Annotated in this window: 20 protein-coding genes and 1 pseudogene; 13 read left to right on the top strand and 8 right to left on the bottom strand. The window is 36.9% G+C overall.

The genetic code is table 11. The annotated features are described in order from the left end of the window. The coding region (locus tag ACW6NC_RS13395) for an ROK family protein (RefSeq protein WP_457866741.1) at positions 1-659 on the bottom strand (659 nt) is incomplete at its 3' end. A gap of 871 nt (positions 660-1,530) precedes the next feature. On the opposite strand from ACW6NC_RS13395, the gene ACW6NC_RS13390 reads away from it, so the two are divergent. Further along, positions 1,531-1,608, top strand: coding sequence for a hypothetical protein (locus tag ACW6NC_RS13390; RefSeq protein WP_457866749.1), 78 nt, complete (start codon positions 1,531-1,533; stop codon positions 1,606-1,608). 1,218 nt (positions 1,609-2,826) lie between these two features. On the opposite strand, the gene ACW6NC_RS13385 is transcribed toward ACW6NC_RS13390, so the two are convergent. From ACW6NC_RS13385 to ACW6NC_RS13355, 7 genes are all read right to left on the bottom strand, one after another. Next, positions 2,827-3,588, bottom strand: coding sequence for a DeoR/GlpR family DNA-binding transcription regulator (locus ACW6NC_RS13385; RefSeq protein ID WP_457866739.1), 762 nt, complete (start codon positions 3,586-3,588; stop codon positions 2,827-2,829). 85 nt (positions 3,589-3,673) lie between these two features. Continuing rightward, positions 3,674-5,077, bottom strand: a complete 1,404-nt coding sequence (locus tag ACW6NC_RS13380; protein ID WP_457866737.1) for a Gfo/Idh/MocA family protein — start codon at positions 5,075-5,077, stop codon at positions 3,674-3,676. Between the two features lie 21 nt (positions 5,078-5,098). Beyond that, positions 5,099-6,085 (bottom strand): amidohydrolase family protein, encoded by a 987-nt coding sequence (locus ACW6NC_RS13375; RefSeq protein ID WP_457866735.1) that lies wholly within the window; start codon positions 6,083-6,085, stop codon positions 5,099-5,101. Next, positions 6,085-6,909 carry a class II fructose-bisphosphate aldolase gene (locus tag ACW6NC_RS13370; protein ID WP_457866733.1) on the bottom strand — a complete coding sequence of 275 codons (825 nt, stop codon included), beginning with the start codon at positions 6,907-6,909 and terminating at the stop codon, positions 6,085-6,087. Before ACW6NC_RS13370 ends, ACW6NC_RS13375 begins: the two co-directional genes overlap by 1 nt. Then, on the bottom strand, positions 6,906-7,856 hold the full coding sequence (locus ACW6NC_RS13365) for a carbohydrate kinase family protein (protein WP_457866731.1): 951 nt from the start codon (positions 7,854-7,856) through the stop codon (positions 6,906-6,908). The genes ACW6NC_RS13370 and ACW6NC_RS13365 overlap by 4 nt, the downstream gene beginning before the upstream one ends. Continuing rightward, the gene (locus tag ACW6NC_RS13360; RefSeq protein ID WP_457866729.1) at positions 7,846-8,772 is read right to left on the bottom strand and encodes a 1-phosphofructokinase family hexose kinase; all 927 of its coding nucleotides are present in this window, start codon (positions 8,770-8,772) and stop codon (positions 7,846-7,848) included. The genes ACW6NC_RS13365 and ACW6NC_RS13360 overlap by 11 nt, the downstream gene beginning before the upstream one ends. Next, complete coding sequence (locus ACW6NC_RS13355; protein ID WP_457866727.1) at positions 8,769-9,923, bottom strand: SIS domain-containing protein; 1,155 nt, start codon at positions 9,921-9,923, stop codon at positions 8,769-8,771. The genes ACW6NC_RS13360 and ACW6NC_RS13355 overlap by 4 nt, the downstream gene beginning before the upstream one ends. Before the next feature lie 474 nt (positions 9,924-10,397). Between ACW6NC_RS13355 and ACW6NC_RS13350 the strand changes: the two genes are divergently transcribed. The 12 genes and pseudogenes from ACW6NC_RS13350 to ACW6NC_RS13295 all read left to right on the top strand — a co-directional run bounded on the left by ACW6NC_RS13350 (position 10,398) and on the right by ACW6NC_RS13295 (position 25,948). Continuing rightward, positions 10,398-10,751, top strand: a complete 354-nt coding sequence (locus ACW6NC_RS13350) for a hypothetical protein (protein WP_457866725.1) — start codon at positions 10,398-10,400, stop codon at positions 10,749-10,751. Further along, positions 10,724-11,299, top strand: coding sequence for an amidohydrolase family protein (locus ACW6NC_RS13345; RefSeq protein ID WP_457866747.1), 576 nt, complete (start codon positions 10,724-10,726; stop codon positions 11,297-11,299). Before ACW6NC_RS13350 ends, ACW6NC_RS13345 begins: the two co-directional genes overlap by 28 nt. Positions 11,300-11,504: 205 nt before the next feature. Beyond that, a complete protein-coding gene (locus ACW6NC_RS13340; RefSeq protein ID WP_457866723.1) occupies positions 11,505-12,179 on the top strand; it encodes a Gfo/Idh/MocA family protein in 675 nt (224 codons plus the stop codon). A gap of 1,546 nt (positions 12,180-13,725) precedes the next feature. Then, a pseudogene (locus ACW6NC_RS13335) lies at positions 13,726-13,962 on the top strand (EamA family transporter); the annotation flags it as partial. A 669-nt stretch (positions 13,963-14,631) separates the two neighbouring features. Further along, the gene (locus ACW6NC_RS13330; protein WP_457866721.1) at positions 14,632-17,658 is read left to right on the top strand and encodes a SusC/RagA family TonB-linked outer membrane protein; all 3,027 of its coding nucleotides are present in this window, start codon (positions 14,632-14,634) and stop codon (positions 17,656-17,658) included. A gap of 21 nt (positions 17,659-17,679) precedes the next feature. Continuing rightward, positions 17,680-19,242: a RagB/SusD family nutrient uptake outer membrane protein gene (locus ACW6NC_RS13325; RefSeq protein ID WP_457866720.1), complete on the top strand. Its 1,563-nt coding sequence runs from the start codon at positions 17,680-17,682 to the stop codon at positions 19,240-19,242. 185 nt (positions 19,243-19,427) lie between these two features. Then, positions 19,428-20,726 (top strand): Gfo/Idh/MocA family protein, encoded by a 1,299-nt coding sequence (locus ACW6NC_RS13320; protein WP_457866718.1) that lies wholly within the window; start codon positions 19,428-19,430, stop codon positions 20,724-20,726. A 57-nt stretch (positions 20,727-20,783) separates the two neighbouring features. After that, positions 20,784-21,554 carry a 3-keto-disaccharide hydrolase gene (locus ACW6NC_RS13315; protein WP_457866717.1) on the top strand — a complete coding sequence of 257 codons (771 nt, stop codon included), beginning with the start codon at positions 20,784-20,786 and terminating at the stop codon, positions 21,552-21,554. A 197-nt stretch (positions 21,555-21,751) separates the two neighbouring features. After that, positions 21,752-22,642, top strand: coding sequence for a PIG-L deacetylase family protein (locus ACW6NC_RS13310; protein ID WP_457866715.1), 891 nt, complete (start codon positions 21,752-21,754; stop codon positions 22,640-22,642). Positions 22,643-22,735: 93 nt separating this feature from the next. Further along, positions 22,736-23,749, top strand: a complete 1,014-nt coding sequence (locus tag ACW6NC_RS13305; protein ID WP_457866713.1) for a formylglycine-generating enzyme family protein — start codon at positions 22,736-22,738, stop codon at positions 23,747-23,749. 49 nt (positions 23,750-23,798) lie between these two features. Further along, on the top strand, positions 23,799-24,413 hold the full coding sequence (locus tag ACW6NC_RS13300; protein WP_457866711.1) for a 3-keto-disaccharide hydrolase: 615 nt from the start codon (positions 23,799-23,801) through the stop codon (positions 24,411-24,413). A 227-nt stretch (positions 24,414-24,640) separates the two neighbouring features. Next, positions 24,641-25,948, top strand: coding sequence for a nucleoside permease (locus ACW6NC_RS13295; protein WP_457866710.1), 1,308 nt, complete (start codon positions 24,641-24,643; stop codon positions 25,946-25,948). The last annotated feature ends 12 nt before the right edge of the window (positions 25,949-25,960 follow it).

Genomic DNA, 25,960 nt, shown 5'->3' with positions numbered 1-25,960 from the left:
TCACGAGCCAAACCAAAACGAAATTCAGCAAGGCATGCACTTTTAGCGTCATTGAGGATGACTACAGGTTTTTTAAATTTAATTTCAAAATTATTCTTAATGATCTTCAACTCCAGTTGGAAAGAGTAAGAGCTGAACTTATCAATGGTATGGGCAGAAACAAGACTGGGTACATTAATTCCTATACCAATAAGATCACCCATTTTTATTTTCGCAGAATTGAGTAATTTCAGGGAATGTTCAATTAGTAAATTTCCGATTTCGGAATCTGATGATAAGGTAGAATTAATGATTTCTTCCTTAATTATCGTGTGATTGTTATCAATTAGTACAAGTTTGATATTAAATCGTACTATTTGAATACTCAATACAAAAAAAAATTGTTTGTGAAGGGCGAAAAGGTTGGGTTTTCGGCCTCCACTAGATTTCGCCGATTCTTTCTTGACCACAATTCCCTTATCTATCAGTTGATTCATAATTCCAACAGTGGAAGGTCTACTAATATTTAATTTTTTGGAAATTTGCATCTGGGTAGTTTCCCTAACTAAGAACATGTGATTTAGAATCTCTAATATTTGTAGATTTTTTTTACGGTCTACATTATTTATTTTCTTCAGATCCACTATAGATAGGAAAAAATCGTTTAATTGTTTCGACATCTATGGTTAATTAAAAATGATTTTTAGCGTATTGGAATAAATCCCATATTTTTTTGGTGATCAAATACAAATACATCAATTATTTACATTTATATGTATTTGTAGCAGTAATATTATCAAAGTGAAAAAAAATAATAACCAAAAATAATTTTTATTTATTTATTTCCTTGCATTATGATGAAATATATTTTTAAACGCAAAGATAATATGATTAAAAAATAACTTTATTTTCTATTTTAATTGTTTGTCAGATATTTTTAATTATGAATTATAATTTATTTTATATTAAAGATGTTTCATGAAAAAAGTTTTTGTTTACAAGGTGAATTTAAACTATAGTTAATAGTTATATAATTAAATTAAAACAGAATTATTAAAAGACCGAAAGAGTATTACTAAAACTCCAGTAATCATTGGTGTTCTGTTCTTCAGGGGGTGTAAAATAAATTCTATCTGAATAGAATTTTAAATTAATTTTATTCATACAGAGCTGTGACAACAGAAGAACAACATCAATTAGAGAAGAAGGCCCTAGAGCAGTTTATGTCTGGTTAGAGTCTTTTCGGTAAAGAAGGTGCCTTTGCACCTATGCCTAAAAGTTTTATTGAAAAAGCTCTTGAAGCAAAAATGGAATCTCATCTTAATAAACAAGTGCGTTCTAATGGCAATAAGCGCAATGGTAAAGAAAAGAAAATAAAAAGCTGCTTTCGATCTTTCGATATTGATACCCCCACAGGATTGTCAAAGCAGTTTTGAACCTGATCTAATCAAGAAACGCGAAACTATTCTAGCAGATAATCTTTCTGAGTAGATTTTCGGGCTATATGGTTTAGGAATAATTTATCGAGACATCTCCAGTTATATCAAGGAAATGTACGATACTGATATTTCCCATACGGTTTTAAGTCAGATCACCGATCAGATCATTCCTGATATCAAAGCCTGGTAAGACCAAGGTCGTCCTTTAGAACCACTGTATCGTATGGCTTGATGCGATACATCATAAGGTTAAGATGGATCGTGCATAAAGCACTTTACAATATTTTACTAAGGAGGGAAAAAAGGAAGTTCTTGGTATGTATATTTCTGAGAGCGAATGTGCTAATTTCTGGCTATAGGTTTTAACTGACCTTTATAATCGTAGAATACAGGATATTTTTATTTCCTGTTGATCTCCTCCCGATTTACGTACTGGTTAAAAGTAGAAAATCTGAGCTATTGATCCTGGAAGAGAAATGGGGTAATAAATACCTGTGGTCATGGAAAGCAGGCAGCGTAACTGGGAGCAGCTTTCTAATATTTTCAATACATTTACACTACCAATGCCGTAGAGGGCTTCTACCGTTAGATCCAGACAGTAACCAAGACTAAAGAAGCATTTACCAATGATATGTTCCTGCTCAAACTAGTCTATTTGGTAAGAAAAAATATTGAGAAGAAATTGACCGTCCTCTTACATAATTGGAGCCTAACGATTCAGTAATTTTATATTAAATTTGGAGACCGGATACCACTGGTAATAAATATCAATTCCTCTGGGGCTAGCCCAAGAGGAATTGAAAGAGCAGACAGAGTTTAATTAACAGACCCTATCATATTTTTAACTTCGTCACCTGGTTAATTTTCGTTACCTGCAAGTGGGTTGTGAACTCAGTAATTCTGAACCTCACTTGGTTGTTTTGCATTTTATATCTCTTATTTAGTTATGGCTATTCCATCTTCATAAGTTTTAAAGAATACGGGATTAAAATGGAATGTCTATAAGCCTAATTTTAATTGATGTTGGGACACTTTTATTTATACCTGCCGCCTATAAAAGGGTTTTTGAAATTTTTCCTTTTGGTTTATTTGTTCAAGGTATAGTTTGACGTTATTACAAACGGCAGCAAATCCCTTTATTATAATATTAAGATCTATGGAAAGTTCTGCGAAGAGAATTAGAATCCTAAAGTTACTCTAGGAATCCCTAGGGATATGGGCCTTATGTCATCACATAAAAAATCGGTTTCTCTTTTCTGTAAAAATTATAAAGCATGGATTCTTTTTGACTCATGTTATATTAGCAGTTAGGTTATGTTACAACGTCAATTTTAATCTTACAACTACCGTATAAAATTTCGGTTTCCTTATCTTTTGAAGTTCCTAAGATTCTCACTTATTAATTTGATTATTCTGCTATTATAACCTCTACATTGTTTTTTTCTAACATTTTTATATTTTCCTCTTCAATATTTACATCTGTTATTACCTTATGGATACTTTCAAAACCTTCAATAAAAGCGAGTCCGGTTTTTTTAAATTTGGAGGAATCAGCTACCACTATAACTTCTTCAGCAATTTGAATCATAATTTGGTTTAGGTATGCTTCTTCCATGTGATGAGTAAATACACCTACATTGGGTTTAACTCCATCAATGCCCAGAAATAATTTTTTACAATAAAGTTGTTTGAAATTGCGTTCCGCCATAGGGCCGATAAGTGACATAGAAAATTCTTTCAAAAAGCCTCCCGGCATGTAGACCTGTAAGTTCTTATATTTAGAGAGATTGTTAACAATGTCTAAAGCGTTACTTATTACCGTTAATTTTGAAAAATCGCCTAAGTTATTGGAGACCTCAAAGGTGGTAGTTCCGGAGTCAAGGATAATGGAGTCATTTTCATTAATCAAGGTTATTGCTTTTTTGCCGATTAGTCTTTTAGATTCTAAATTAATATTCTTTTTTTCACTTACCGCAAGAGCTATATTATTGGTTTTAAATGCACCCCCGTGGGCTCTTATTAAAAGCTTGTTTTTCTCTAATTTATCCAGATCATTTCGAATTGTGACCTCACTAACTCCAAATTGTTCACTTAAATCGGTAACATTGACCTGGCCCAAATTATCGAGTTTTTGTAAAATGTTAGTTCTGCGTTCCGCGGCTTTCTTCATTTTTATTAAATAATTGGAGCAATATAAAAACTTCTAAGGTAATGAAAAGGAATTTTTCCCCAAATCATTTTTTTCTTTTGATGAATTATTGATTTAATAAAACTTTTGTTGTCCCTCCTCCAGTCAAAGAAATATCTACAGGTGCATTGTATTTCCAGGCTCCATTTGTAAAATCCGGAACATCCATCGATTTTGCTCTGTTGTTAACCGATTCTACAGATAAAGGTATTACCGCGCTCCATAATGCGGCATCATAAACATCCTGATCTAGCGGTAAACCGTTTCTCAAACAGTCAATTAAACGCCAGTCCATCATAAAATCCATTCCTCCATGGCCTCCTATTTGCCTGGCCATATCGCCTACTTTCTTCACAATTTCAGGAGTATATTCTTTTTCAAGGGTTTTCATCTCTGCTTCATCTAACCAATTATGACCTTTTGAAATTCTTGCAGAAGGATATTTTCTTGCAAATGCTTTTGTTCCACTTATCAGGTGGATCCGAGAATAGGGGCGAGGAGAAGTAACGTCATGTTGAATCATGATGCTTTTGCCTTTTTTGGTTTTTATAGTAGTAGTATTCATATTCCCTCGAAAATTTTGCCCTATATACGGTGCATAAAAATCGTCTTTGGCAGCAAGCTCCCTTGCCATGTCCCCCAAATGGAAATCATTGCTTGAGAGAGAGGTAAGGTAATCCATTTGATCACCTCTATTAATATTCATTACTTGGCAAATTGGACCTAAACCATGAGAAGGATATAAGCTTCCATTGCGCTCTATGTTTTCTTTTAGGCGCCACATATCCTGGTACCCTTCTTTGTCAAACATATGTTCTCTCAAATCGTGAATGTAGGCTCCTTCTCCATGTATTATTTCGCCAAAAAATCCTTGGCGTGCCATATTTAAGGTGAGTAATTCGAAGAAATCGTAGCAAGCATTTTCAAGCATCATACAATGCTTTTTGGTGCGTTCGGAAGTTTCTACCAATTGCCAACATTCATCTACGGTTTTTCCGGCGGGTTGTTCTAATGCGGCATGCTTTCCTGCTTCCATTGAGTAAAGAGCCATAGGCGCATGCCATTCCCATGGTGTGGCAATGTAAATTAGATCTAAATCTTCTCTGTCAACCATCTCTTTCCAGATTTCCTTGCTGCCAGAATATGTCTTTGGATTATGGGTTGTGCCCTCCAACAGTTTGCTAACCTTTTCTACCTCCTTGGGCAAAAGGTCACAAATTGCTTTAATTTCTACCCCATCTATTTTGCTCATTCTTGTAACAGCACCTGGACCTCGTGAACCAAGGCCAATAAATCCTATTCTGACAGTATCAATTTTTGGCGCAGCATAACCAGACATATTAAAACGTTGGTTTCTTTGTTGAGGAGCCGCAGCAATATCATTATCCTTACAGCTCAATAAGCTACCGCTTACGAGACCAAGCCCGCCTAAGCCACCTATACGTAGAAAATCTCTTCTGTTATTTTTCATATTCCCTGTTGTTAAAAAATGTTATGAATTAAATTTATATGTTCTTTTAGCATTATTATAAAAAATTTTTTCTAGGCATTCTTCAGGCAAATTAAGCCCCTTAAATTTACCCTCAAATTCTGGCGCTTCCATGGTTTCATTGGTGGCAAAAAATTTATAGTGAAAATTCCAAAGTTGCTCAAACCGATTAGCTATATCTGTTGCAGAAGTACTACCGTCATCAATGACATCGGTGCCATACATTATTCTGTTCTGGTAATTGATGCAAAATTCACGTACGCCTTGCCAGTTTTCTTTTGCTTGGAGTTGAAGGTGGACTACCCTTTCTGCCAAATCGGTTAGGGTATTTGGATAAGTATCAAGGCGTTTGGCAACTTCTTCAATGCTATACTCCATACTAAAGAGATGAAGTCCGACGTATCTTAGTTGCGGGAATTTCCTAAGCATATTATCCCTTGCCTGCATTTGCTGTTCGTAGGTAGGGTATTCTTTTTGAAGGAACATATGGTATTCAGGATGCTCCCTAAAGTAATTTCTATCTGAATTTACGGTCATTTCCTCTAGCGGCAACCAACAGTTACGAGGTTCCCCCTGGTGTCCAATAAGCAAAATATCATTTTCTACCAGAAATTTAAAGATAGGATCAAATACAGGATTGTCAATCATGACAAAATTTCCTGATTCATCGTGCAGTTCAAAACCTACGTCTTTCCATATTTTTACACCTACCGCACCGTTAGCCAGCCCTCTCTTTATTTGCGCGATTGCTCCCTGGGCAAAATTGTCTTTTCCCCAATCCCGAAAATCGAAGCTGGTAATAAATTGGATTCTCCCTGGATATTTTTTCTGAAGTTTCCATATTACTTTCTCTTGATCTTCTATCGACTCGAAAAATGGGATATTAGTATTTATTGATAAAAACGAAACATTGTGCTTCAGTGCTAGTTTCATTTTTTCGTTAGAAGTAGTGTTTAGATGAACGTGTGCATCGATAAATTTAGATAGCATTATTTATAGTTTTTAACGATTTCTAATTTTTCTTTTACCAACTGCGTGATTTTTGCCGTGGCTTTTGGAAAAACTATTCTTAAATCTATTTCTTCATTATTAATAAGCTGCTCCTGAAGGGTCTTCATGAAAACATTTTTAATCTCTGTAGCAAGATTAACCTTACATATTCCTCTAGATATCGCACCCTGTAATTGCTCACTTGGAACTCCGGAACTCCCATGTAATACTAGGGTAGCAGATTTGTTTTCAGCTATTTTTGAAAGCAAGTTAAGTTGTAGTTCCGGTTCTTGCTTATAAAAACCGTGGGCTGTTCCTATCGCAATTGCGAGAGCATCTATACCTGTTTCTTTAACAAATTCCTTTGCTTCCTCCGGTTGGGTAAAACCTTGTTGCTCATGTGACTGTCCCAATTTCGCGACATATCCCAATTCGGCTTCCACATGTGCTCCATAAGATTTTGCTCGCTCCACGACATCTTTTGTGATTTTAACGTTTTCTTCAAAAGATAATTCACTCCCGTCTATCATTACTGAATCAAAACCGGCATCAAGACACCTTTGAACCAATTCTATCGATCCACCATGGTCAAGGTGGATCCATCCTTCAACACCAAATTCTTTAAGTCCACTTCGTCCAAGTGTCACAGCAGTTTCCAATCCCATATAATCTATTGAACTTTTGGTTAATTGTAGGATCAAAGGTTCCTTCAAATCTGCAGCGGCCTGTAAAATTCCATGCAGGGTCTCTAAATTGTAAAAATTTGTAGCTAAAAGGCCGCGTCCTTCCCTCGTGAATTGCTGTAGCTTATCTTTAAGTTTCATGATTGTGTGTGTTGGTTTAAAATTTGCTGTATTTGCTTTTCTATACTCTTTTTTGATGAAAAAGCAGTGGTGCCACCTGCACGGGTGGTGTTTATAGATCCCATCAAATTGGCATTTTTTAAACATTCTTTTAGGGGGGCTTCTTCTAAAAATTTCGAAATAAATCCTGCATTAAAAGAATCTCCTGCACCAATTGCATCCTTATAGTTTTCACTAATATAGGGTGGGGCAGAAATATCCTTTTTTTTATTAATAAGACGACTTCCATTTTTTCCCATTTTTAAAGCTAAAATATTGGCATAGGGCCTTATTTCGGTAATCGCACTTTCAATGTTTTCTTTACCGGTAAGAGCAAGTATTTCCGCTTCGTTGGGTAAAAAAACATCAACATAGGGAAGACAGGTTCTAAAATCAAAACTCCAGGTTTCAGTCGGATCATATTGTAAATCCAAGGAGGTAGTTAATCCTGAGTCTTTGGCTTTTTCAAAGATTTTGGTAATATCGTTTTTTATCCCTTCCTGAAGAAAAAAGTTAGAAAGATGAAGGTGATGAAAATTATTAATATTTTCCCAGGGGATTTCATTTATCGTAAGAGCCTTCATTGCACCACAAAAAGTAATATTCGCTCTATCCTGATCATAATTCATCACAACAGTTACTCCTGTCTTATATTTAGGTGATTTTATAATATAATTTGTATTAATTTTCTTTAGATGAAGCTGTTCAAGTACAAAATCACCAAACTTATCACTTCCGATCATTCCGCAAAAAGAGGTGTCAACTCCCAATATCGAAATATTTGATGCCATTATTGCAGAAGAACTACCGAGAGTAAAGTCCATGGAGTCAGCAACTATTTCGGTTCCAACTTGAGGAAATCCTTGTATGCTATTCAAGATTAGGTCTACATTTAATTCCCCTACAACAAGAAGTTTTTTAGGACTCATTTTCTAATATTTTACATTTTACTTTTGGTAATATATCCTTTACATCTTTCTTTTTCAGCATTCCCAGTTCCTCGTTAAGACAATTTGCTGCTCCACAAGCCACTCCATATGAGGCTATTTCTTCTCCTGTTAACCCCTTTTCGAATGCCCAGGCTATACCTGCAGTAAGGCAATCCCCACTGCCCACAGTACTTATTGGTTTTTCAATCTCAACATTAGCAAAGTAGGTCTTTTCCTTATATCTCATGTATAAACCCTCCTTACCTTTGGTAAGTGCAACTAGATCTATTTTGTTATCCAGCTTTTTAAGTAGAACATCAAAATTATCACTTCCACAAAACTGGAAAGCTTCGTGCTCATTGAGGTGAAGGGCAAAAAACGTTGATTGCAAAGCTTTAATTAGCTGAATTCCACTGCAATCCAGAAAAACCTTCTTATTTTGATTTTTTGCAATTTTAATAAGCTGAAAATAAGCATCTTTAGGTGCTTCTTTAGGCCATGATCCCGAAAGACAAATTGTATTTGCTTTCGAAATTTTCATTTCAAATAATTTTTTAAATTCCAACCAGTTTTTCATAGTCATCTCTGGCCCCGGCTCCAGGATTTCAGTATTACTTAGATCATTATTTAATGAACGAAAAGTATAACATTTACGATTATTTCCTGTTAACTGAACACCGAGAACATCTATTCCTTTTTCTATGCTGGCATTTTTGATCCATTCACCAGTATATCCTGCCCAATTCCCAAACAATAAGGGTTTTTCCCCCAGCTCGGCCAATGCAAGAGCTATATGAGTGCCTTTACCGCCAGGAAATTCTTCGATCTTTGTAATACGATTAGTCTGATTGATTTTGAAATCATCGAACCAAGCAAATGTATCTATAGAAGGATTTGGACAAACATTTAATATCATTGTACAGGGATTGTGGGGTTTTTATAGATAGTGACCCCTTGGACTACCCGACTTATTGAGCCAGAGACCGATGGATTATCCGGGTTTAAATTTAATTCTAATGACTTGTAAAATCCTAATAATTGCCCCACCAAACTTGCAGGTATGATATTTAAGTCTTGTTCTTGCTTAAGTTTAAGGTCAATATTTAGGCTGGGCTTTAGCTTTTTGTTTAATTCACGTCCTATACTGAGGCAGGGAATATTTCGTGGGTCTTTTGCAATGGACAACGCAAGGTCCAGTTCATATTTGTAGACATGGTCATTTGGTGAGAACAAATAAACCAATAAGGTTTTATTATTAGTTACCGAGCGCGGACCGTGACGAAAACCCAAAAAAGAATCATGTTTACAGATTACTTTTCCATCTGTAAGTTCCTGTAATTTTAGTTGGCATTCGCGAGCGACACCTAACATTGGACCCGATCCCAAAAACACCACACGTTCAAAATCACTGGCTGAAATCTCTTTAAAGTTCTGAGCATTCTCCAAAAGGAGATTTCCTTGAAGTAAAATTTGTTCAACTTCATTTCTTTTAAGATCAATTTTTTCTATGTCACTTATCAATAGCACGGTTAATAACATCGATGTGAAGCTTCCCGTCATTGCCAAACTCTTGTCGTTCGAGGCTTCCGGAAGTAATATAGCATAAGATCTGGTACTGTTTCCCCTTGCGTAATTCATGAGTTCCCCGTCTTTGTTACAGGTGATTATAAGGTGGTATGCTTCTTTACAATATGAATCAGCTAATTTCACTGTTTCCACACTTTCAGGGCTGTTACCTGAGCGTGCAAAAGAAATTAGTAATGTTGGATTTTTTGGTTGAAAAAATAAATGTGGATGAGTTACTATGTCTGTGGTTGCTATGGCTTTGGTGTTGCAGCCAGTATTTTTTTGAACCAAACCCTGGGCGGCCTCGCCAATAAATGCTGAAGATCCAGCTCCTGTTAATATAATTTGGAGATTTTGTTTATGAAATAAAGGAAGGAGAAATTGTTTAATTTCCGGTTTTTTTCGCAGTACTAAATCATAAATCGCATCCCATAGCTTTGGCTGTCCCTCAATTTCAGTTTCGGTATGGAGGTTCCGTTTTTCGCCAATTGGTTTTGCCATTTTTTGTTATTTTTTTGTTATTTTTCTGTTGTTTTCAAATTTAAAACAAATTAACTGAAACTAAAAAGTTTCGTATTTCTTTTTTTTTAAACTTTTTGATGCTATTTCATTGATAAATCAATTTTAATTTTTTACGTTTAATTCTTTGTTACAAAGCTACCGGAGTTCATATTTATTTTTGATAAAATGGAAAAATGCAAAACAGTATTAGAATAAATTAGGAATTTTATTAGTTTTTTTTCTAAAAAAGTATATTAGCAAAGGTTACGAAAGGTTTATCGTAAATTTTGTACGCGTTTCTTAAATTTTTAATGATATAGGGTTCAAATGTATAGAAGGAGAAGTTGAATACTTGTTAATCTGGAGAAATCCTTATATGAGAAGTTTCTATAAGAGATAATAGTAAAAAATGATAAACCAGATTTTAATTTATCCGGCTGTATTACTCTTTTTGTTTTTATCAATAGGTTCTTTTTGAGCCAACTTATCGTAAAGGAGACAAAAGCCCATACTCCGAGCTATCCCGTTATTGATTTTCACAATCATTTAGGAAATCTTGAAAAGACCGAAAAATATCTTGAAGAAATGGATAAATCCAGAGTGTGGAAGTTTGTGAGCTTAGATGGAAGATCTGCTGAGGATTTTTATAAAAATCATTTAAAAGTCTCTCAGAAAATTGGGAGAGATCGGTTTTTAGTTTTTTTTAGACCGGATTTTAGTATAGTTAACAAACCAAACTTTGGAAGAACGGAAGCTGAAAAGCTGGAAGATGCGGTGAAAATGGGGATTCGGGGTTTAAAATTCCCAAGGCACTGGGGCTCACAGTAAAGGATGAAAATGGGAAGGTAATTCCTGTAGATGATCCACGCCCGGACCCCATCTGGGAAAAATGTGGTGAGCTAGGAATCCCTGTGGTGATTCATGTTTCAGATCCGGTGGCTTTTCATACTCCGGTTGACAGGTACAATGAGCATTATGAAGAGCTAGGTGCACATCCCGACTGGTCATTTTATGGAAACGAATTTCCTTATTCCAAGGATGAAATTCTTGAACAGTTATACAGGGTTATTGCTAAACATCCTAATACTATATTCGTATCTACTCATATGGGAAATTTAGCTGAAGATCTTGGTCGTGTGGCCGGATGGTTAGAGCAATATCCAAGTATGTATGTGGATATAGATGCACGTATAAGTGAACTAGGTCGCCAGCCATTTACAGCACGTAAGTTTATGATAAAATATCAGGATAGGATCTTTTTGGAACAGATACCCCTCCGGATTCTGAGGCTTATCAGGTTTACTATCGATTTTTGGAGACCGATGATGAATATATTGATCCAACTAAAAGTCACCACCTTCAGGGGAGATGGATGATATATGGTATAACTTACCGGATGAGGTGCTGGAAAAGCTCTACAACAAAAATGCTCTTAAGATTTTAAATATGTTCAAGGGTGCAGCTAATCATTAAACTTTGAAGTTATGAGTAACAACAATTATGACCACCGAAAATTTCTCACTTATTCCACAACAGCTATGTGGGGGTTGACCTTGGCGGGATTGGGATTGCCAATTGGTAATGGCACAAAATTTCACTAATTCAACCAAACCATTGCGCTTTGGATTCGTAGGAATAGGAGGTAGGGGATCAAGGCATCTTTCTGTGGCGCTGGGAATAGAAGGAGTCGAGGTGCCTGCAATATGTGAAATTAAGCCTGAACGTTTATATCGAGCAAAAAGATGGATTGAGGAAGCAGGACTGCCAACTCCCCGTTTATATGGGCGTGGTCCAACAGATTTTAATAGAATGATGGAAGAGGAAGAACTGGATGCTGTCATTGTTGTTACTTCCTGGAAATGGCATGCACCTGTTTGCCTTGCTGCAATGAGGACTAATAAACATACTGCATGTGAAGTGCCTCTTGTTCAGAATTTAGAAGAAGCCTGGGAAATAGTCGAGACTTTTGAAAAAACGGGAAAGTGGGCCAGTATTGTTTTAGGAGGTTTTAGGGATCTTACTCTTTTAAATATGGTTCCTCAAAAGCTCTTAGGGAATATTATTCACGTGGAAAGTGGATATGTTCATGATCTAAGGCGGTTGAAATTCGATCCCGATGAAGAGCCGTGGCGTTTACATTCCGCAATAGACAGGAATGGGAACTTATATCCTGATCATTCAATGAGAAATATGATCCCGGCTTTGGATATTAATCATGGAGATAGATTTGATTACTTGGTTTCTATGATTTTGTGAGGTACTTTGGGGTGCAATCGTTTTTTTTAAAAATTGGATAACATGGAATTATAAAAGCAACGAAGTCGCCGGATTTTAAAATTAACAGAGCAAGTACTCATACTAACTGGGTTAGGGTAAAATGGATAGTACTTTCCCAATGAAAAACTTTTAAGGAAAGCCTGGTAACATAAATAAAAATCTTTTATTCTGAAACCGGGATTTATTTCCTTTTTCATTGCCAGGATAAGAGAATTACTTCAGCGATGCAGGCCGATTTCATGGATATATGGACGAAAGATGTTATAGAAGTTTTCCTTTGGCTCAATGAAATTTTTCCGGCTTATTTTGAATATGAGATTTCCTCAATGAATTATGAATTGCCCATATTAATCTCTAATTATAATGGAGATCTTGTAAGGTGACAGCCATTTCATTATGACCAGGATAGGAAAACGCGACATGCGTCTTGTCTTATAGGAGGAGAAAGGAAAAGTAATGTAGCAATTTGAAGTTTGACCGCCGAATTTTTTATACCCTATAAACTTCTGAGACCTCTGACTAATGTACCTCCGGAAGTTGGAACCAAATGGCGGCCAAATTTTTATCGCGAGGATTATGATAAAGGTCCAGAGATATTGTCGTGGAAACAGACAGGTAATTCTTTTCATGATATGAGAAGTTTGGAGTTCTATTAATTGATTAAATAAGGATTTTAAAATGAGGAATAAAGAAAATAAAATCTAGCGCCAAATATTGAATAAGGGAAATGTTCGGTTTTAGAATTAGCGAATCATCTGGATAAGTTTCCTGATTTAGTGAAGGATATGTCTGCTAGTATATTGCATTTAAGGTTTCAATCCATGGACCAAGCGTTATCATGATTTGAGTAGGTGTGAAAATTTAAAATTAGAAAAATGAAAGTTTCTCACTCATGGTTATCATATGCGATTATAACTACTTTGTTTTGGGGTGTTTGGGGTGCACTTATAGAATTACCTTAAAAAGCAGGTTTTCCGGCAACATTGGGATATGTAATTTGGGCCTTAACAATGATATCATCCGCATTAGTTGCTTCTTATTTTGTAAACTGGAGAATTGAAATAGATAAAAGATCCGTTTTTTTTTGGGTCTGGCGATAGGTTTTCTTGGAGCGGGTGGGCAGCTCTTGCTTTTCCAGGTACTTCACAATGGGCCAGCCTATATAATTTTCCCCCTTATCTCGCTTTCTCCAGCCCTACTATTATTTTAGCGGTAATTTTTTTAAAAGAAAGAACTACTTTACTCAAATGGGTGGGAATAGGAACAGCTATAGTGGCATTTTTTTTTCTCTCTTATCAGGAGCCGGGGGCTTCTGATGTAAGAGGTTATCTTTGGATGGCTTTATCAATACTGGTTTTTGCAGTTTGGGAATACAGTTTTTCGTAATGAAGTTTTCTAATGAAATCATGAAAGCAGAAAGTATTTTCTTCTATATGGCAGTTGCTGCCGTTCTCTTATCTACGGTTGCGTTATGGATGACTGATTTTGACCAACCAATCAATCTAGGAATGGAAGGACCTTATCTTGCGGCGTGGTTCACTTGTTGAATTCCGTAGGGGTACTTATGCTGGTTTATGCCCTCCACTATTGTAAAGCTATTATAGTTGTTCATTTAATTGGTTTGGCTCCCCTAATAACCATTGTGCTTTCCCTCATTATGTATAACGTGGTGCCCGGGCCAATTCTGCTGATTGGACTTATTTTGGCAGTCGTGGCCATTTTTCTTCTTTCCCTCCCAGATGATTTTTTTTATAAAATATGATTTCGCGCAATGATATTGCAGGTTGATTTACAAAAGAAATAATGCTGCGATTTTTAATTGAAAAGAATACAAATAATTATTTTTCATTATTGTGTATTGCTTTTACACAGTATTTCAAGCTAAAAATGCCGGGCTATTCTATTGTTTTAAAACAGTTTTCATGAAATTCATCTAAAACTTTCTTGACTAAACCATTAAATATTTATTAGTAATCTTTATTAGGTGCTATTCTATTGCACCCAACCCAAATAGCTAGAATTCTTTTCGAAATAAACTGAATGGAATTGCTTTAGACAATCATGATAAATCTATTAAGGCAATATAAGATCTAAAAGTATTAATAAATTTATGCTTTTAAATACACTTAAAAATAATCTAATACTTTCGTATATGAAAGTTTTTAGCTTCATGCAGTAAAATGAGAATAATTAGGTTGAATATATATCAGTCTAATATTTTTGATATTTTTTTTGTGTAATGCCTATGTATCCTTAAATTTAAACAGTTTTATTAATACAATGATTTTTTTGTTAAGAAAATATTTCTTGCTATTCTTTTGTTTTTAACATTCTTTTTAGTTTAATTTACTTTCTAAACGAAAAAAATATAATTTGAATTTTCAAAAACTGTGTTTTGAAAATTTATTTTTAACAAACCAAAAGATTAAGCATGAAAAAATCATTGTTTATTTTATTAAGTTTTTTGCTCTTGAAAATGTCTGTCTTCGCTCAATCTGGAGGCGTTGAAGTGAATGGTACTGTTACTGATGTTAATGGTATGCCCCTTCCCAGCGTAACAATCCAGGAAGAAGGGACGAATAATGGAGTCTTAACAGATTTTGACGGGAATTACACTATTAAAGTGAATTCTTCCCAATCAGTTTTGGTCTTCACGTATGTAGGAATGCAAACTGTTCGAAGAACAGTTAGCGGAGATGCGACTATTAATATTCAATTGGAGGAAGATGCCCAGGCTTTGGAAGAAGTGTTAGTTGTGGGTTATGGAACTCAAAAACGGGCAAATGTAACAGGAGCAATTAGTTCTGTTTCAGGGGAAGATATTGAAAGTCGTCCTGTTACCAATACTGCAACAGCTTTGCAAGGGCAATCACCGGGATTAACCATAATGAATCAGGGGGGCGCGCCTGGGGATGAAGATGTTGGGATACGGATCAGGGGAATTGGCACCTTGAATAACTCCAATCCTTTGGTGTTAGTGGATGGCATTGAACAGTCACTTAATACTGTTGAGCCTCAAAATATAGAATCCATTTCCGTTTTGAAAGATGCGGCTTCATCAGCTATTTACGGTTCACGGGCAGCAAATGGGGTGATTCTTGTCACCACCAAGCGAGGTGCCGTAAGCGGTACTTCTTTGTCATATAACAATTTTGTAGGAATTCAAAACCCTAGTTTTTTTCCTGAAAAAGCAGATACCGAATCATGGCTAAGATTGGAAAATGAAGCGCAGGTAAATGCCGGTGGATCTCCTATATTTAGCGAAGAATACATCTCAAATGCTGTTGCAGGCACCAACCCTTTTGAATTTCCTTGGGCTAACTGGGAAGAAGGGATTTTTAATGAGGATGCACTTATGCAACAACATACTTTTCAAATTTCAAGTGGAGGAGAGGTAGGAAGAGTTTTTGCTTCACTAAATTATAGTGATACAGATGGTATTCTCCAGAACTTTAATAATAAAAGAACGACAATGCGCATGAATGCTGATTTGTATGCAAATGACAAATTGACGTTTAAGATGGGCCTAATGTACAGAAATGGAGATTTTAGCGGCCCTGGATTCAATGGACAACGAATTACCCAAGGGCTCCTACATATAAACAGAAATGTTGTAATGAGGTATCCGGATGGTACTTATGACCTAGTCTCGGGATATTGGAATCCTCATGCCATGGCAAATGAGGGGGAAACCGAGCGGCTTAGTGATGATGTGGTTGCTCAAGCAGGCTTTGAGTATACTATTAGTAATAAATTTTCTCTGGAGGGAAATGTATCTTATAAACTCGAACATGAAAATGACTCACGGTTTAGAAACAGTCTTGCTGGTATGACAAATTATGTAACCGGTGAACCACAGCAGGTTTCAGGATGGTTTGCAACAAATGTTTTGAGAGAAACCCAGAATTCAGAAAGAGAATTGAGCCAAAGATTATATTTGAATTATTCTGAAGAATTGGATGTTCATGAATTGAATGTATTAGCTGGGTATGAAGAAATTCATAATCAGTTCAAAAATGTTGTAGCAACCAGGCAGGACTTTTTTAACAATGAGCTCCGGGATTTGAATGCTGGAGGTAGAGAAAATCAAAACATTAATGGATATAACCAGGAATGGCGTCTTCGCTCCTTTTTTGGGCGATTTGATTATTCCTTTGACAATAAATATTTAATCCAAGCTAACTTACGGTATGATGGATCTTCTAGATTTGGAGAAGGGCACAGATGGGGTTTGTTTCCTTCCGTTTCTGCGGGGTGGAATATCACAAATGAAAGTTTCTTTCAAAATTTCTTGAATGATTCAGCTATAAGTAAGATCAAATTAAGGGGCTCTTGGGGGCAATTAGGAAATCAGACTATTGGTCTTAACAGATTTAGAAGTACCTATGATCTTAACCAAGGTTATCAATTTGGAGGGCAGGTCGTTCCCGGTGCTGCTATTACGCAGGCAGGTAATCCTCTCATAACATGGGAAACCTCAACTATGACTAATGTTGGGCTGGATATGACCTTTTTCGATGACAGGGTCGGGTTGATTGCTGAGTATTTCTGGAAGTATACTGATGATATTTTACTTGCATTACCAATCTCCCGAACCATTGGGGTAGACGCTCCGGTCCAAAATGCAGCAGCGGTATCAAACAATGGTTATGAAATAAGTTTGAATTATCAAAGCCCGTTTAAATCAGAGGATGCTTTTAATTACTCTGTCGGAATAAACTTTTCAGATGTTATTAATACAATTGAAGATTTAAAAGGAGCAGGACCATTTTTCCCTGATAATTTTACTATATGGAAAGAAGGAGAATCTATGAATGCCTTACGAGGTTTGACATCTCCCGGTTTATACCGTAACGAGGCAGATCTGCAACAATATCCTGCAAGACTTCATCCAAATGCTGGTATTGGGGACATCATTTATGAAGATGTGAATGGAGATGGGGAGATTTCTCAATCCATTGCTCCTGGAGGAGACCAGGTTATAATAGGAAATGAAGATCCCAGATATGAATTTGGTGTTAAAATGAACGCCTCTTATAAAGGATTTGATTTTTCTATGTTCTGGCAAGGTGTGTTGAAAAAACAACATTTATTAGATGGAGCAATACCCGAAGGTCCTGCTTTTTCCAATTTCATACACAAAGAAATGGCCGAAAGAAGATACCATCCTGAAAAAAATCCTGATGGTGACTGGCCTTTGGTAACCAGTGGTAACTCCTGGAATATTGTGAAATCTGATTTTTGGTTAATTGATAGCAAATATGCCAGATTGAAAAATATTCAATTGGGGTATACTGTAGACCAGAATATAGTTTCGAATTTCCGAGTTTATGTATCTGGTGAAAATTTAATCACCCTTACCCCGCAAGACCTTGTTGACCCGGAAACCCCCAGAGGGAGAAGTCAATTCTTTCCACATACACAAACTATGAGTGTTGGTTTAAATGTGACGTTCTAATACTATAAAACAAATTATATTATGAAAAAACACAATATTTTCAAAGTTCTATTTTTTATCATTGTCTCCTTTTTAATGGGATGTGAAGATGGTCTGGATTCAGGTTTGGATCTGGAGCCTACCGGGGCGGTTTCTGAAACAGTGTACTGGCAAACTGAACGAGATGCCCGTCTTGCAGTAAATGCTGTTTATGCTGAATTGGATGGGACTACAATGGTCATCCAGTTAGACGGTATTACAGATATAGGATTTCGCTCTGCATCAAATGTCCCCACATTTAATGATGTACGTTTAGGAGAAATAGACCCTTCTAATGGTACAATAACGGGACTTTGGAACGGGTATTACAGAGCTATACGTAAAGCAAACGATGTTCTTGCTAATATTGGTAGAGTTGAAGAAGGAAATCCTGAAGTCCTTGAAAGACTTGAGGCTGAAGCAAGGTTCCTTCGATCTTATTATTATACACAGTTGTCTAGTTTATGGTGTAATGTGCCATTAATCCTCGAGCCGCTCGAGGTAAATGAACAAAGACCTACAAATAGTAAAGAAGAAATAGTAAGCTTTGTTATTGAAGAACTAAATGATATTATTAGTTCCAAGGCACTTCCCGAAAGCTATTCTACAGATAATGTTGGTAGGGCTACCCATGGAGCAGCATTAACTTTAAAAGCTAGAGTTGCTCTCCGGAATGGTAAATTTGAATTAACGCGTGATGCTGCTAAAGCCGTGATGGATCTGGGTGTTTATGGGCTTTATCCGGATTATGAAGGGCTTTTCCAAGTTGAGGGTCAAAATTCTCAGGAAGTTATCTTTGACAGACAATATACAATAGGTGGAGATACTTATAACAATTTCGGATATTCAGCAGCTTCCATAGGGGGGAACTCTACTGTTGAACCAATGATGGGGTTATTTGAAAAATATGAATATGTTGGACAAATGAATCCGGATGACCCATATGAGAACAAAGATCCTAGGTGGAATTATAACGTTTATTACACTGGTCAGCCGATTGGTGACAATATATATAATTCCTGGCCAACCAGTAATACGCCCGATAGAGTAAGTAGTAGTGAATGGTCTACCCTTTATGGTTATAACCTAAAGAAATGGGTAGACTATGAGTCTTTTAAGGATAATCCGGATCTTGGTGATGTGAATATGATCCTTATGCGGTATGCTGATGTTTTATTAATGTATGCCGAGGCAAAAATTGAATTGGGCGAGATCGACGAGTCAGTTTATGATGCTATAAATCAAATCAGGCAACGACCAACTGTTGAGATGCCACCTATTACTGAAGGAAAAACTCAGGCGGAATTAAGACAAATCGTGCGGGATGAGCGGGCCCGAGAATTAGCCTTTGAAGGCCTGCGATTATTTGATATCAACCGCTGGGAAATTGGTGAGGAAAAGGCCGGATTGCTAGAAGGAATGTACTATATTGATGAGGATACAGGAGAGTGGGAAATAATGAACTATGGTCAACAAGCAAGTTTTAGAGAGAGGGATTACTGTTGGCCTATTCCCCAGAGCGAAATGGATATTAATGACGTTATAACCCAAAATCCTGGTTATTAATTTCTCCAAAGAAAGAAGAAATATGTTCAGACTCTAATGCAAAATTTTTCGGTTATCGGGTTTGACAGAATTAGAATGTTTGAATAGTCCGTTGCTGTGACATGGGATTTCTTAGAAATCCTTTGTTCCAGTAACTAATCACGGAAATTTAAACTCGGAGGTGATCAGAAATAAAAAGTTGAAATATGAAAAATAGTAATTCAAAATTGGTAATTAATAATCGCAGAACATTTATTAAAACAACGGGAGCGGCAGTGATTTATAGTGCTGCAGCTTTGAACATGGGATTTCCGAACCCCATGTTTTCCCGAAGTAAAGACAGGTTGAAAGTTGGCTTAGTAGGATGCGGTGGAAGGGGCACAGGAGCTGCTGCTCAAGCCCTGGATGCGGATCCGGATGTTGTGTTATATGCCATGGCCGATGCATTTGAAGATCGATTGAACAGTTCTCTTGATATCCTTACCAAAGCTCACGGAAGCAAAGTTCAGGTTGAAAAAGAACGGCAATTTGTTGGTTTTGATGCATACCAAAAATTAATAGATTCGGGTGTAGATGTTGTACTTTTGGCCACTCCTCCTGCATTTCGGCCAGATCATCTTACTGCAGCTGTAGATGCCGGAAAACATATCTTTTGCGAAAAACCTATTGCTGTTGACGCACCCGGTGTGCGGAAGGTAATGGCAGCGGTTAAAAAATCTAAGGAGAAAAATCTTTCCCTGGTATCGGGTTTCACCTTACGATATTCCAATGAAAACCGAGAACTTTATAAACGGATTTTAAATGGAGAAATAGGAGATGTAAGAACCATCTCACATACCCGAAATGGTGGGGGCGTGTGGTATAAACCGAGGCAACCTGAATGGAGTGATATGGAATATCAGATGCGAAATTGGTATTATTATAATTGGCTTTCAGGAGATTTTATTGTTGAAATGATCGTGCATGGTTTGGATTTGATATCATGGTCTTTGGGCAATGAAATGCCTTCTAAGGTAACTGGAAACGGAGGGAGACAGGTAAGAGTTGCAGAGAAATACGGGAACATTTATGATCATTTTGGCATAGAGTTCGAATTTGAAAATGAGGTAAGAGGATTTAATTTTTGCCGTCATTGGCCTGATTCTTCAAATAGAAACACGGTTGAAATCGCCGGTACTAAAGGTAATGCTTACATTGGTAATCAAACCAAAATTACCGGTGAAAACAAATGGCGATATGAAGGCGAAAAAAATAATCCTTATCAGACACAACATAATGAACTTTTTGCCTCGATTCGACAAGGTAATCCTATAAATGACGGGGATATTATGAGCAATAGTACCATGATGGCAATTATGGGTAGAATGGCAGCATACAGCGGACAGACTTTAACCTGGGAAGAAGCGTTAAATTCTGATATAGTGTTAGGTCCTGAAAACTACAGTTGGGATTTGAAATATCCGGGCCCAGGAATACCTGTCCCTGGAGTCACAAAAGTTCTGTAAAAAATGAAGCTTACTAAAACAAGGCGGAAAAGAGAATTCATGATTAAATATAATTCTATGAAGATTTCGATGAAAATAGCGATAACACAATTATGTGTATTTACCTTATTAGTTGCAAGCAGTTTTTGTAATGCCCAGGATCAAAGTTTTGAATTTGAGTTTGGCAAAACAGATCGGATGGAGAATCTTATCTCAGCAGCTTCTGATGAAGGATCTCCTGTTAAATGGATAAATGTTAATACGTTGGACAACACGTGGTCTGTTCAGGAAGATGGTATTTTAGTTTGTTCGGGCCAACCTATTGGAGTAGTAAGATCCGAGAAGCAATATGAAAATTTTATACTTCATGTTGAATGGAAACATATGGAGCCGGGAGGAAACTCTGGGATTTTTGTATGGAGTGGTGCGAATCCTGGTAAAAATCGTCTTCCTGATGGTATTGAAGTACAAATGCTCGAACTCGATTGGGTAAATCTTAACAAGCGGGACGGAGTTTTGCCACCAGTGGCCTACGTTCATGGCGAACTCTTTGGAGTTGGAGGAGTAGAAACAGAACCTGATAATCCCAGGGGAACCAGAAGTAAATCGATTGAAAATCGAGCCAAAGGGAAAGGAAAATGGAATACCTATGACGTCATTTCTATAGACGGAGTGGTAAAACTTGCTGTTAATGGGAAATTTGTTAATGGACTTAGTCAGGCATCCCAGAAAAAAGGTTATATCTGCTTGGAATCTGAAGGCGCAGAAATCCACTTTCGAAATTTAACAATAACAGAGCTTCCTCCTGGAGTGACTTCAACTGAACAAGTGGCACCGGAACTTCATTAATATCTTAACAGTCTCATAGTCTGGAACTATTATAAGGAGGTATTATTTTTATTTAGTATTGGCTCCATGCCTATGGCTTAGCAATATCAGAAGAAAAAATAGTAGAGAAAAATCTCGTATAACTTATTTTTCGAGTTACGTTGCGACGTGATATTTCCTCACAATTCGTAACGGGTTAACAATTAAAATTTATTGGAATGAAAAAAAAAATTTCACTGGTTGTAATTATGTTGGGTGCCATAGTGTCGTCTTTATTTGCACAACCAGATAAAGAACCGTTAAATATTATTGCTTTCGGTGCACACCCTGATGACGCTGAATTAAAAGCAAGTGGCGTAGCTGCTATGTGGGCTAAACAAGGGCATAAAGTAAAATTTGTAGCCATGACCAATGGTGATGTTGGACATTTTAAAGAAGCAGGTGGACCTTTGGCAATTAGAAGATTAGCAGAAGTTCAGGAATGTGCCGAATCCCTAGGGATTGAAGTAGAAGTTTTGGACATTCATGATGGAGAGCTAATGCCTACATTAGAAAATCGAAGGACAGTAGCTAAGCTTATTCGTGAATGGGAATCAGATTTGGTCTTATTTCATCGCCCTTATGATTATCATCCAGATCACAGATATACCGGCGTCTTATTACAAGATGCTGCAGTTCTGGTGGCTGCACCTTTCTTTATGCCTCTAACTCCACCAACTAAACAGAATCCTATTTTTATGTATTATTCTGATAATTTTGAAAAACCCTATCCTTCGGACCCTACCATTGTAGTAGGTATTGATGAAGTTGCCGAAAATAAATGGAATTGCATAAGGTCTATGCCTTCACAATTTAAAGATGCAGATTCCTGGGGAGGAAGATATCTCCCTGATGTACCTCAGGACGCCCAGGAACGGCAGGAGTATATTCTGGGGGTTCATCAAAAAAGAGTTGCGGGTGTGGCCGATAAATACCGTCAACGTTTGATAGAATTGTACGGCTCTGAGAAGGGTGAAAATTATAAATATGCTGAAGCCTTTGAACTATGCCAGTACGGAAGACAGGTATCTGTGGAGGAATTGAAGGAAATTTTTCCTTCGTATGACTGATAGGTACTAAAAAAACAACTGGTAAATAATCTCAATTAAGAATCCGTCACAAATGGTTGTAATAAGTAAGATGGATGTAAAGTTTGAAAGACTATGCGGTATTTTTCATTAATAATTATATTAGTTGTAAGCAGCCATTTCATACCCACTTACAATGAAAATAACAATGGCACTGAATCCTCATGCTTTTTACCTTACTCGGAAGAAATTCCTGGCTCTGATGTTAAGATAGAAATGATTCCTGTACCTGGTGGTACATTTACAATGGGAAGTCCTAGAAATGAACCGGGAAGGGAAGATGATGAAGGCCCCCAACGCGAAGTAAAAGTAAACTCTTTTTGGATGGGTACTTATGAAATAACCTGGGAGCAGTATGATCTATTTCTAAATGATGAGTTTTCAAGTCAAAAAAATATTAATATCACCTTGAGTGATGGATCAGAGATAGAGATCGATGCTGTTTCAACCGCCACTCCTATGTATATAGATATGAGTTTTGGTATGGGAAGAGAAGGTTACCCGGCTATTAATATGACCCAGTATGCGGCTGTGATGTATGCGAAATGGCTTTTTGCCAAAACAGGTAATTTCTATAGGTTGCCCACAGAGGCAGAATGGGAATATGCCTGTCGTGCCGGTTCAAAGACTGCCTATAGTTTTGGCGAAAATTCCGGAGAACTCGATAAGTATGCATGGTATGGGGTTAATAGTGAACACGGCTACAAAAAAGTGGGGATAAAAATACCAAATGCTTTAGGCCTCTACGATATGCATGGTAATGTTGCGGAATGGACCTTGGATCAATATCATAAAGATTATCATGAGCAATTGAAAGGGGAACCTGCTGATAATCCTTTTTTTGAACCAACAACGCTTTATCCTCGTTCAATACGAGGAGGTTCCTGGATAGATGGTGGTGATGATCTTCGTTGTGCAAACCGGCAGGGCTCTTCTGATCAATGGAAAATGCGGGATCCTCAGATGCCAAAGAGTATTTGGTGGTTAACTGATGCGCCCTTTGTAGGTTTTAGGCTGGTCAGGCCAAAAGAAACTCCCTCCAGGAAGGAGATGGATAAATATTGGGTAGAGGTAATGGAAGATTTTTAGATATGAAAATCTGATAACTAAATATTAAATGCTTTAATAACGTTCAATTATGAAACATATACTTTTTTTATTTTCTTTTTCCCTTCTTACAGGATCCATTTTTTCTCAGGAAAGTGAAAGTTTATTCAATGGAGAAGATTTATCCGGCTGGACAAAGCACGGTACAGAATATTGGTATGTAGAAAATGGGGAGCTGGTTTGTGAAAGCGGCCCTGAAGAAAAATACGGGTATCTTTCTACCAATAAACCCTATGAAGATTTTATCCTCAATTTAGATTTTAAATTGGAGGCCAATGGCAATAGTGGTGTGTTCATACGTTCCCATGTTGGGGGTGAAGATAGAACAACCATACGGGGCTGGCAAGTTGAAGTTGCACCGCCTAATCTTCATACAGGCGGGATTTATGAATCCACCGTAGGTGGCAGGGGATGGATTATTAAACCTGAACCCGAAGATGAAAGCAATCTTAATCCTGACGGTTGGAACCATATGCGCATAGAGGCTAGGGGTGATGAGATCACGACATGGTTGAATGGAAAACAAATGGTTCAACTCGATGACGAAACAATTGGAGCGGGAAGAGGATCAATAGCCCTTCAAATTCATAGCGGGGGTGGAATTAAAGTTAGATGGAAAAATATACATATTCAGGAACTGAAATGAAAAATACAGGTCAAGGCACTAAAGACGGTAAAAACTTGTATTGCGCGAAATGCAGAAAACTATGCTCTCAATTTTCATTAAAATTAAAATTAGATTAAACAATGAAGAACTTGTGTATTGGGGGTTATAAACCCATAATCGCCCGTATAAAAAGAATTGTAGCGAAATGAATTGCATTCTTTTTTAATAATCCTAGTTATATTTTATCGTTCCAGAACGAAAAAATTATGAAAAACTCAGTCAGGTTACATTTATCAATATTAATGCTGTTTGAATATTTTATTTGGGGAGCCTGGTATGTAACGATGGGAACTTATCTTCTGACTTCTTTAAAAGTGGATGCAGTACAGGTAGGGGCTGCTTATGCTAATTTATCTATAGCTGCTATTTTTTCCCCTTTTTTTATAGGACTTATTGCCGACCGATTTTTTTCTGCACAAAAAGTTTTAGGTATTTTACATTTATTGGGGGGCTTTACTCTTTATTACATCAGTACTGTTGAGCAATTTCAGGATTTCTGGTGGTTGATTCTTCTGTACACCCTCTTATATATGCCAACTATGTCTTTGGCTAATTCTATATCTTTTTCGCAAATGACAGATCCAGGAAAAGAATTTCCCCGGATCAGGGTCTTAGGAACGTTAGGTTGGATTGCTGCTGGTCTTTTAATAGGATTCATGGATATTGAAGCCTCTTATATGACCTTTCGCATAGCTGCGGGTTGCTCTGTTATTTTAGGAGTGTTAAGTTTTTTTTTGCCCGATACCCCACCTAAAAAACAAACCGCCAGTTTTGCTTCAATTGTGGGATTGGATGCAATGGTTTTGTTCAAGGATCGGTCTTTTATTGTGTTTTTCATTAGCTCAATTGTCATTTGTATACCTCTGGCATTTTATTACAGCTTTGCTAATCCATTCCTGAATGATATAGGAATGGAGAATGCAGCAGGTAAAATGACTTTGGGACAAGCATCGGAATTTATATTTATGTTATTAATGCCTTTTGCCTTTAGCAAACTAGGAATAAAAAAAGTGATGTTAGCAGGAATGTTGGCCTGGGTAGTGCGATATTTATTTTTTGCTTTTGGGGATATTGGTTCAGGAACATGGATGCTCTATATGGGGGTCATTCTGCATGGAATATGCTATGATTTTTTCTTTGTGTCCGGGCAGATTTATATTGAAAAAAAGGCTCACAAATCCTTCAGAAACTCCGCCCAGGGTATGATTACATTTGCTACTTATGGAGTTGGTATGCTAATAGGATCATTTGTTTCTGGTTTTGTAACAGAAACTTTTGTTACCTCCATTGATGGTTCACTGAAGTATGTCTGGCAATCCATTTGGTTAGTCCCAGGAGCCATCGCTTTACTAGTGAGCTTTTTGTTTATGGCCTTTTTCAGAGAAAAACCATTACAGACTCGAAAAGATAAAGAATACCTCTTGCAGGAGCGAGATGATGATCTAAAAGGATCTCCAGAGAGTATTAAAAATCAAGTCGCAACATCGGTAAAACCAATAAAAGCTATTGAATGAATTATTTTTTAA

This window comes from Salegentibacter profundi, assembly GCF_054121475.1.
This window is presented reverse-complemented; position numbering and strand designations above follow the sequence as displayed.

What these genes read in the sequence shown, in the direction of transcription:
- ACW6NC_RS13305 (WP_457866713.1), top strand. Translation starts at nt 22,736, where the DNA reads ATGCGGTATTTTTCATTAATAATTATATTAGTTGTAAGCAGCCATTTC.
- ACW6NC_RS13315 (WP_457866717.1), top strand. Translation starts at nt 20,784, where the DNA reads ATGAAGATTTCGATGAAAATAGCGATAACACAATTATGTGTATTTACC.
- ACW6NC_RS13385 (WP_457866739.1), bottom strand. Translation starts at nt 3,588, where the DNA reads ATGAAGAAAGCCGCGGAACGCAGAACTAACATTTTACAAAAACTCGAT.
- ACW6NC_RS13300 (WP_457866711.1), top strand. Translation starts at nt 23,799, where the DNA reads ATGAAACATATACTTTTTTTATTTTCTTTTTCCCTTCTTACAGGATCC.
- ACW6NC_RS13370 (WP_457866733.1), bottom strand. Translation starts at nt 6,909, where the DNA reads ATGAAACTTAAAGATAAGCTACAGCAATTCACGAGGGAAGGACGCGGC.
- ACW6NC_RS13390 (WP_457866749.1), top strand. Translation starts at nt 1,531, where the DNA reads ATGTACGATACTGATATTTCCCATACGGTTTTAAGTCAGATCACCGAT.
- ACW6NC_RS13355 (WP_457866727.1), bottom strand. Translation starts at nt 9,923, where the DNA reads ATGGCAAAACCAATTGGCGAAAAACGGAACCTCCATACCGAAACTGAA.
- ACW6NC_RS13320 (WP_457866718.1), top strand. Translation starts at nt 19,428, where the DNA reads ATGAAAAATAGTAATTCAAAATTGGTAATTAATAATCGCAGAACATTT.
- ACW6NC_RS13325 (WP_457866720.1), top strand. Translation starts at nt 17,680, where the DNA reads ATGAAAAAACACAATATTTTCAAAGTTCTATTTTTTATCATTGTCTCC.
- ACW6NC_RS13340 (WP_457866723.1), top strand. Translation starts at nt 11,505, where the DNA reads ATGGCACAAAATTTCACTAATTCAACCAAACCATTGCGCTTTGGATTC.
- ACW6NC_RS13310 (WP_457866715.1), top strand. Translation starts at nt 21,752, where the DNA reads ATGAAAAAAAAAATTTCACTGGTTGTAATTATGTTGGGTGCCATAGTG.
- ACW6NC_RS13365 (WP_457866731.1), bottom strand. Translation starts at nt 7,856, where the DNA reads ATGAGTCCTAAAAAACTTCTTGTTGTAGGGGAATTAAATGTAGACCTA.
- ACW6NC_RS13295 (WP_457866710.1), top strand. Translation starts at nt 24,641, where the DNA reads ATGAAAAACTCAGTCAGGTTACATTTATCAATATTAATGCTGTTTGAA.
- ACW6NC_RS13330 (WP_457866721.1), top strand. Translation starts at nt 14,632, where the DNA reads ATGAAAAAATCATTGTTTATTTTATTAAGTTTTTTGCTCTTGAAAATG.
- ACW6NC_RS13375 (WP_457866735.1), bottom strand. Translation starts at nt 6,085, where the DNA reads ATGCTATCTAAATTTATCGATGCACACGTTCATCTAAACACTACTTCT.
- ACW6NC_RS13360 (WP_457866729.1), bottom strand. Translation starts at nt 8,772, where the DNA reads ATGATATTAAATGTTTGTCCAAATCCTTCTATAGATACATTTGCTTGG.
- ACW6NC_RS13380 (WP_457866737.1), bottom strand. Translation starts at nt 5,077, where the DNA reads ATGAAAAATAACAGAAGAGATTTTCTACGTATAGGTGGCTTAGGCGGG.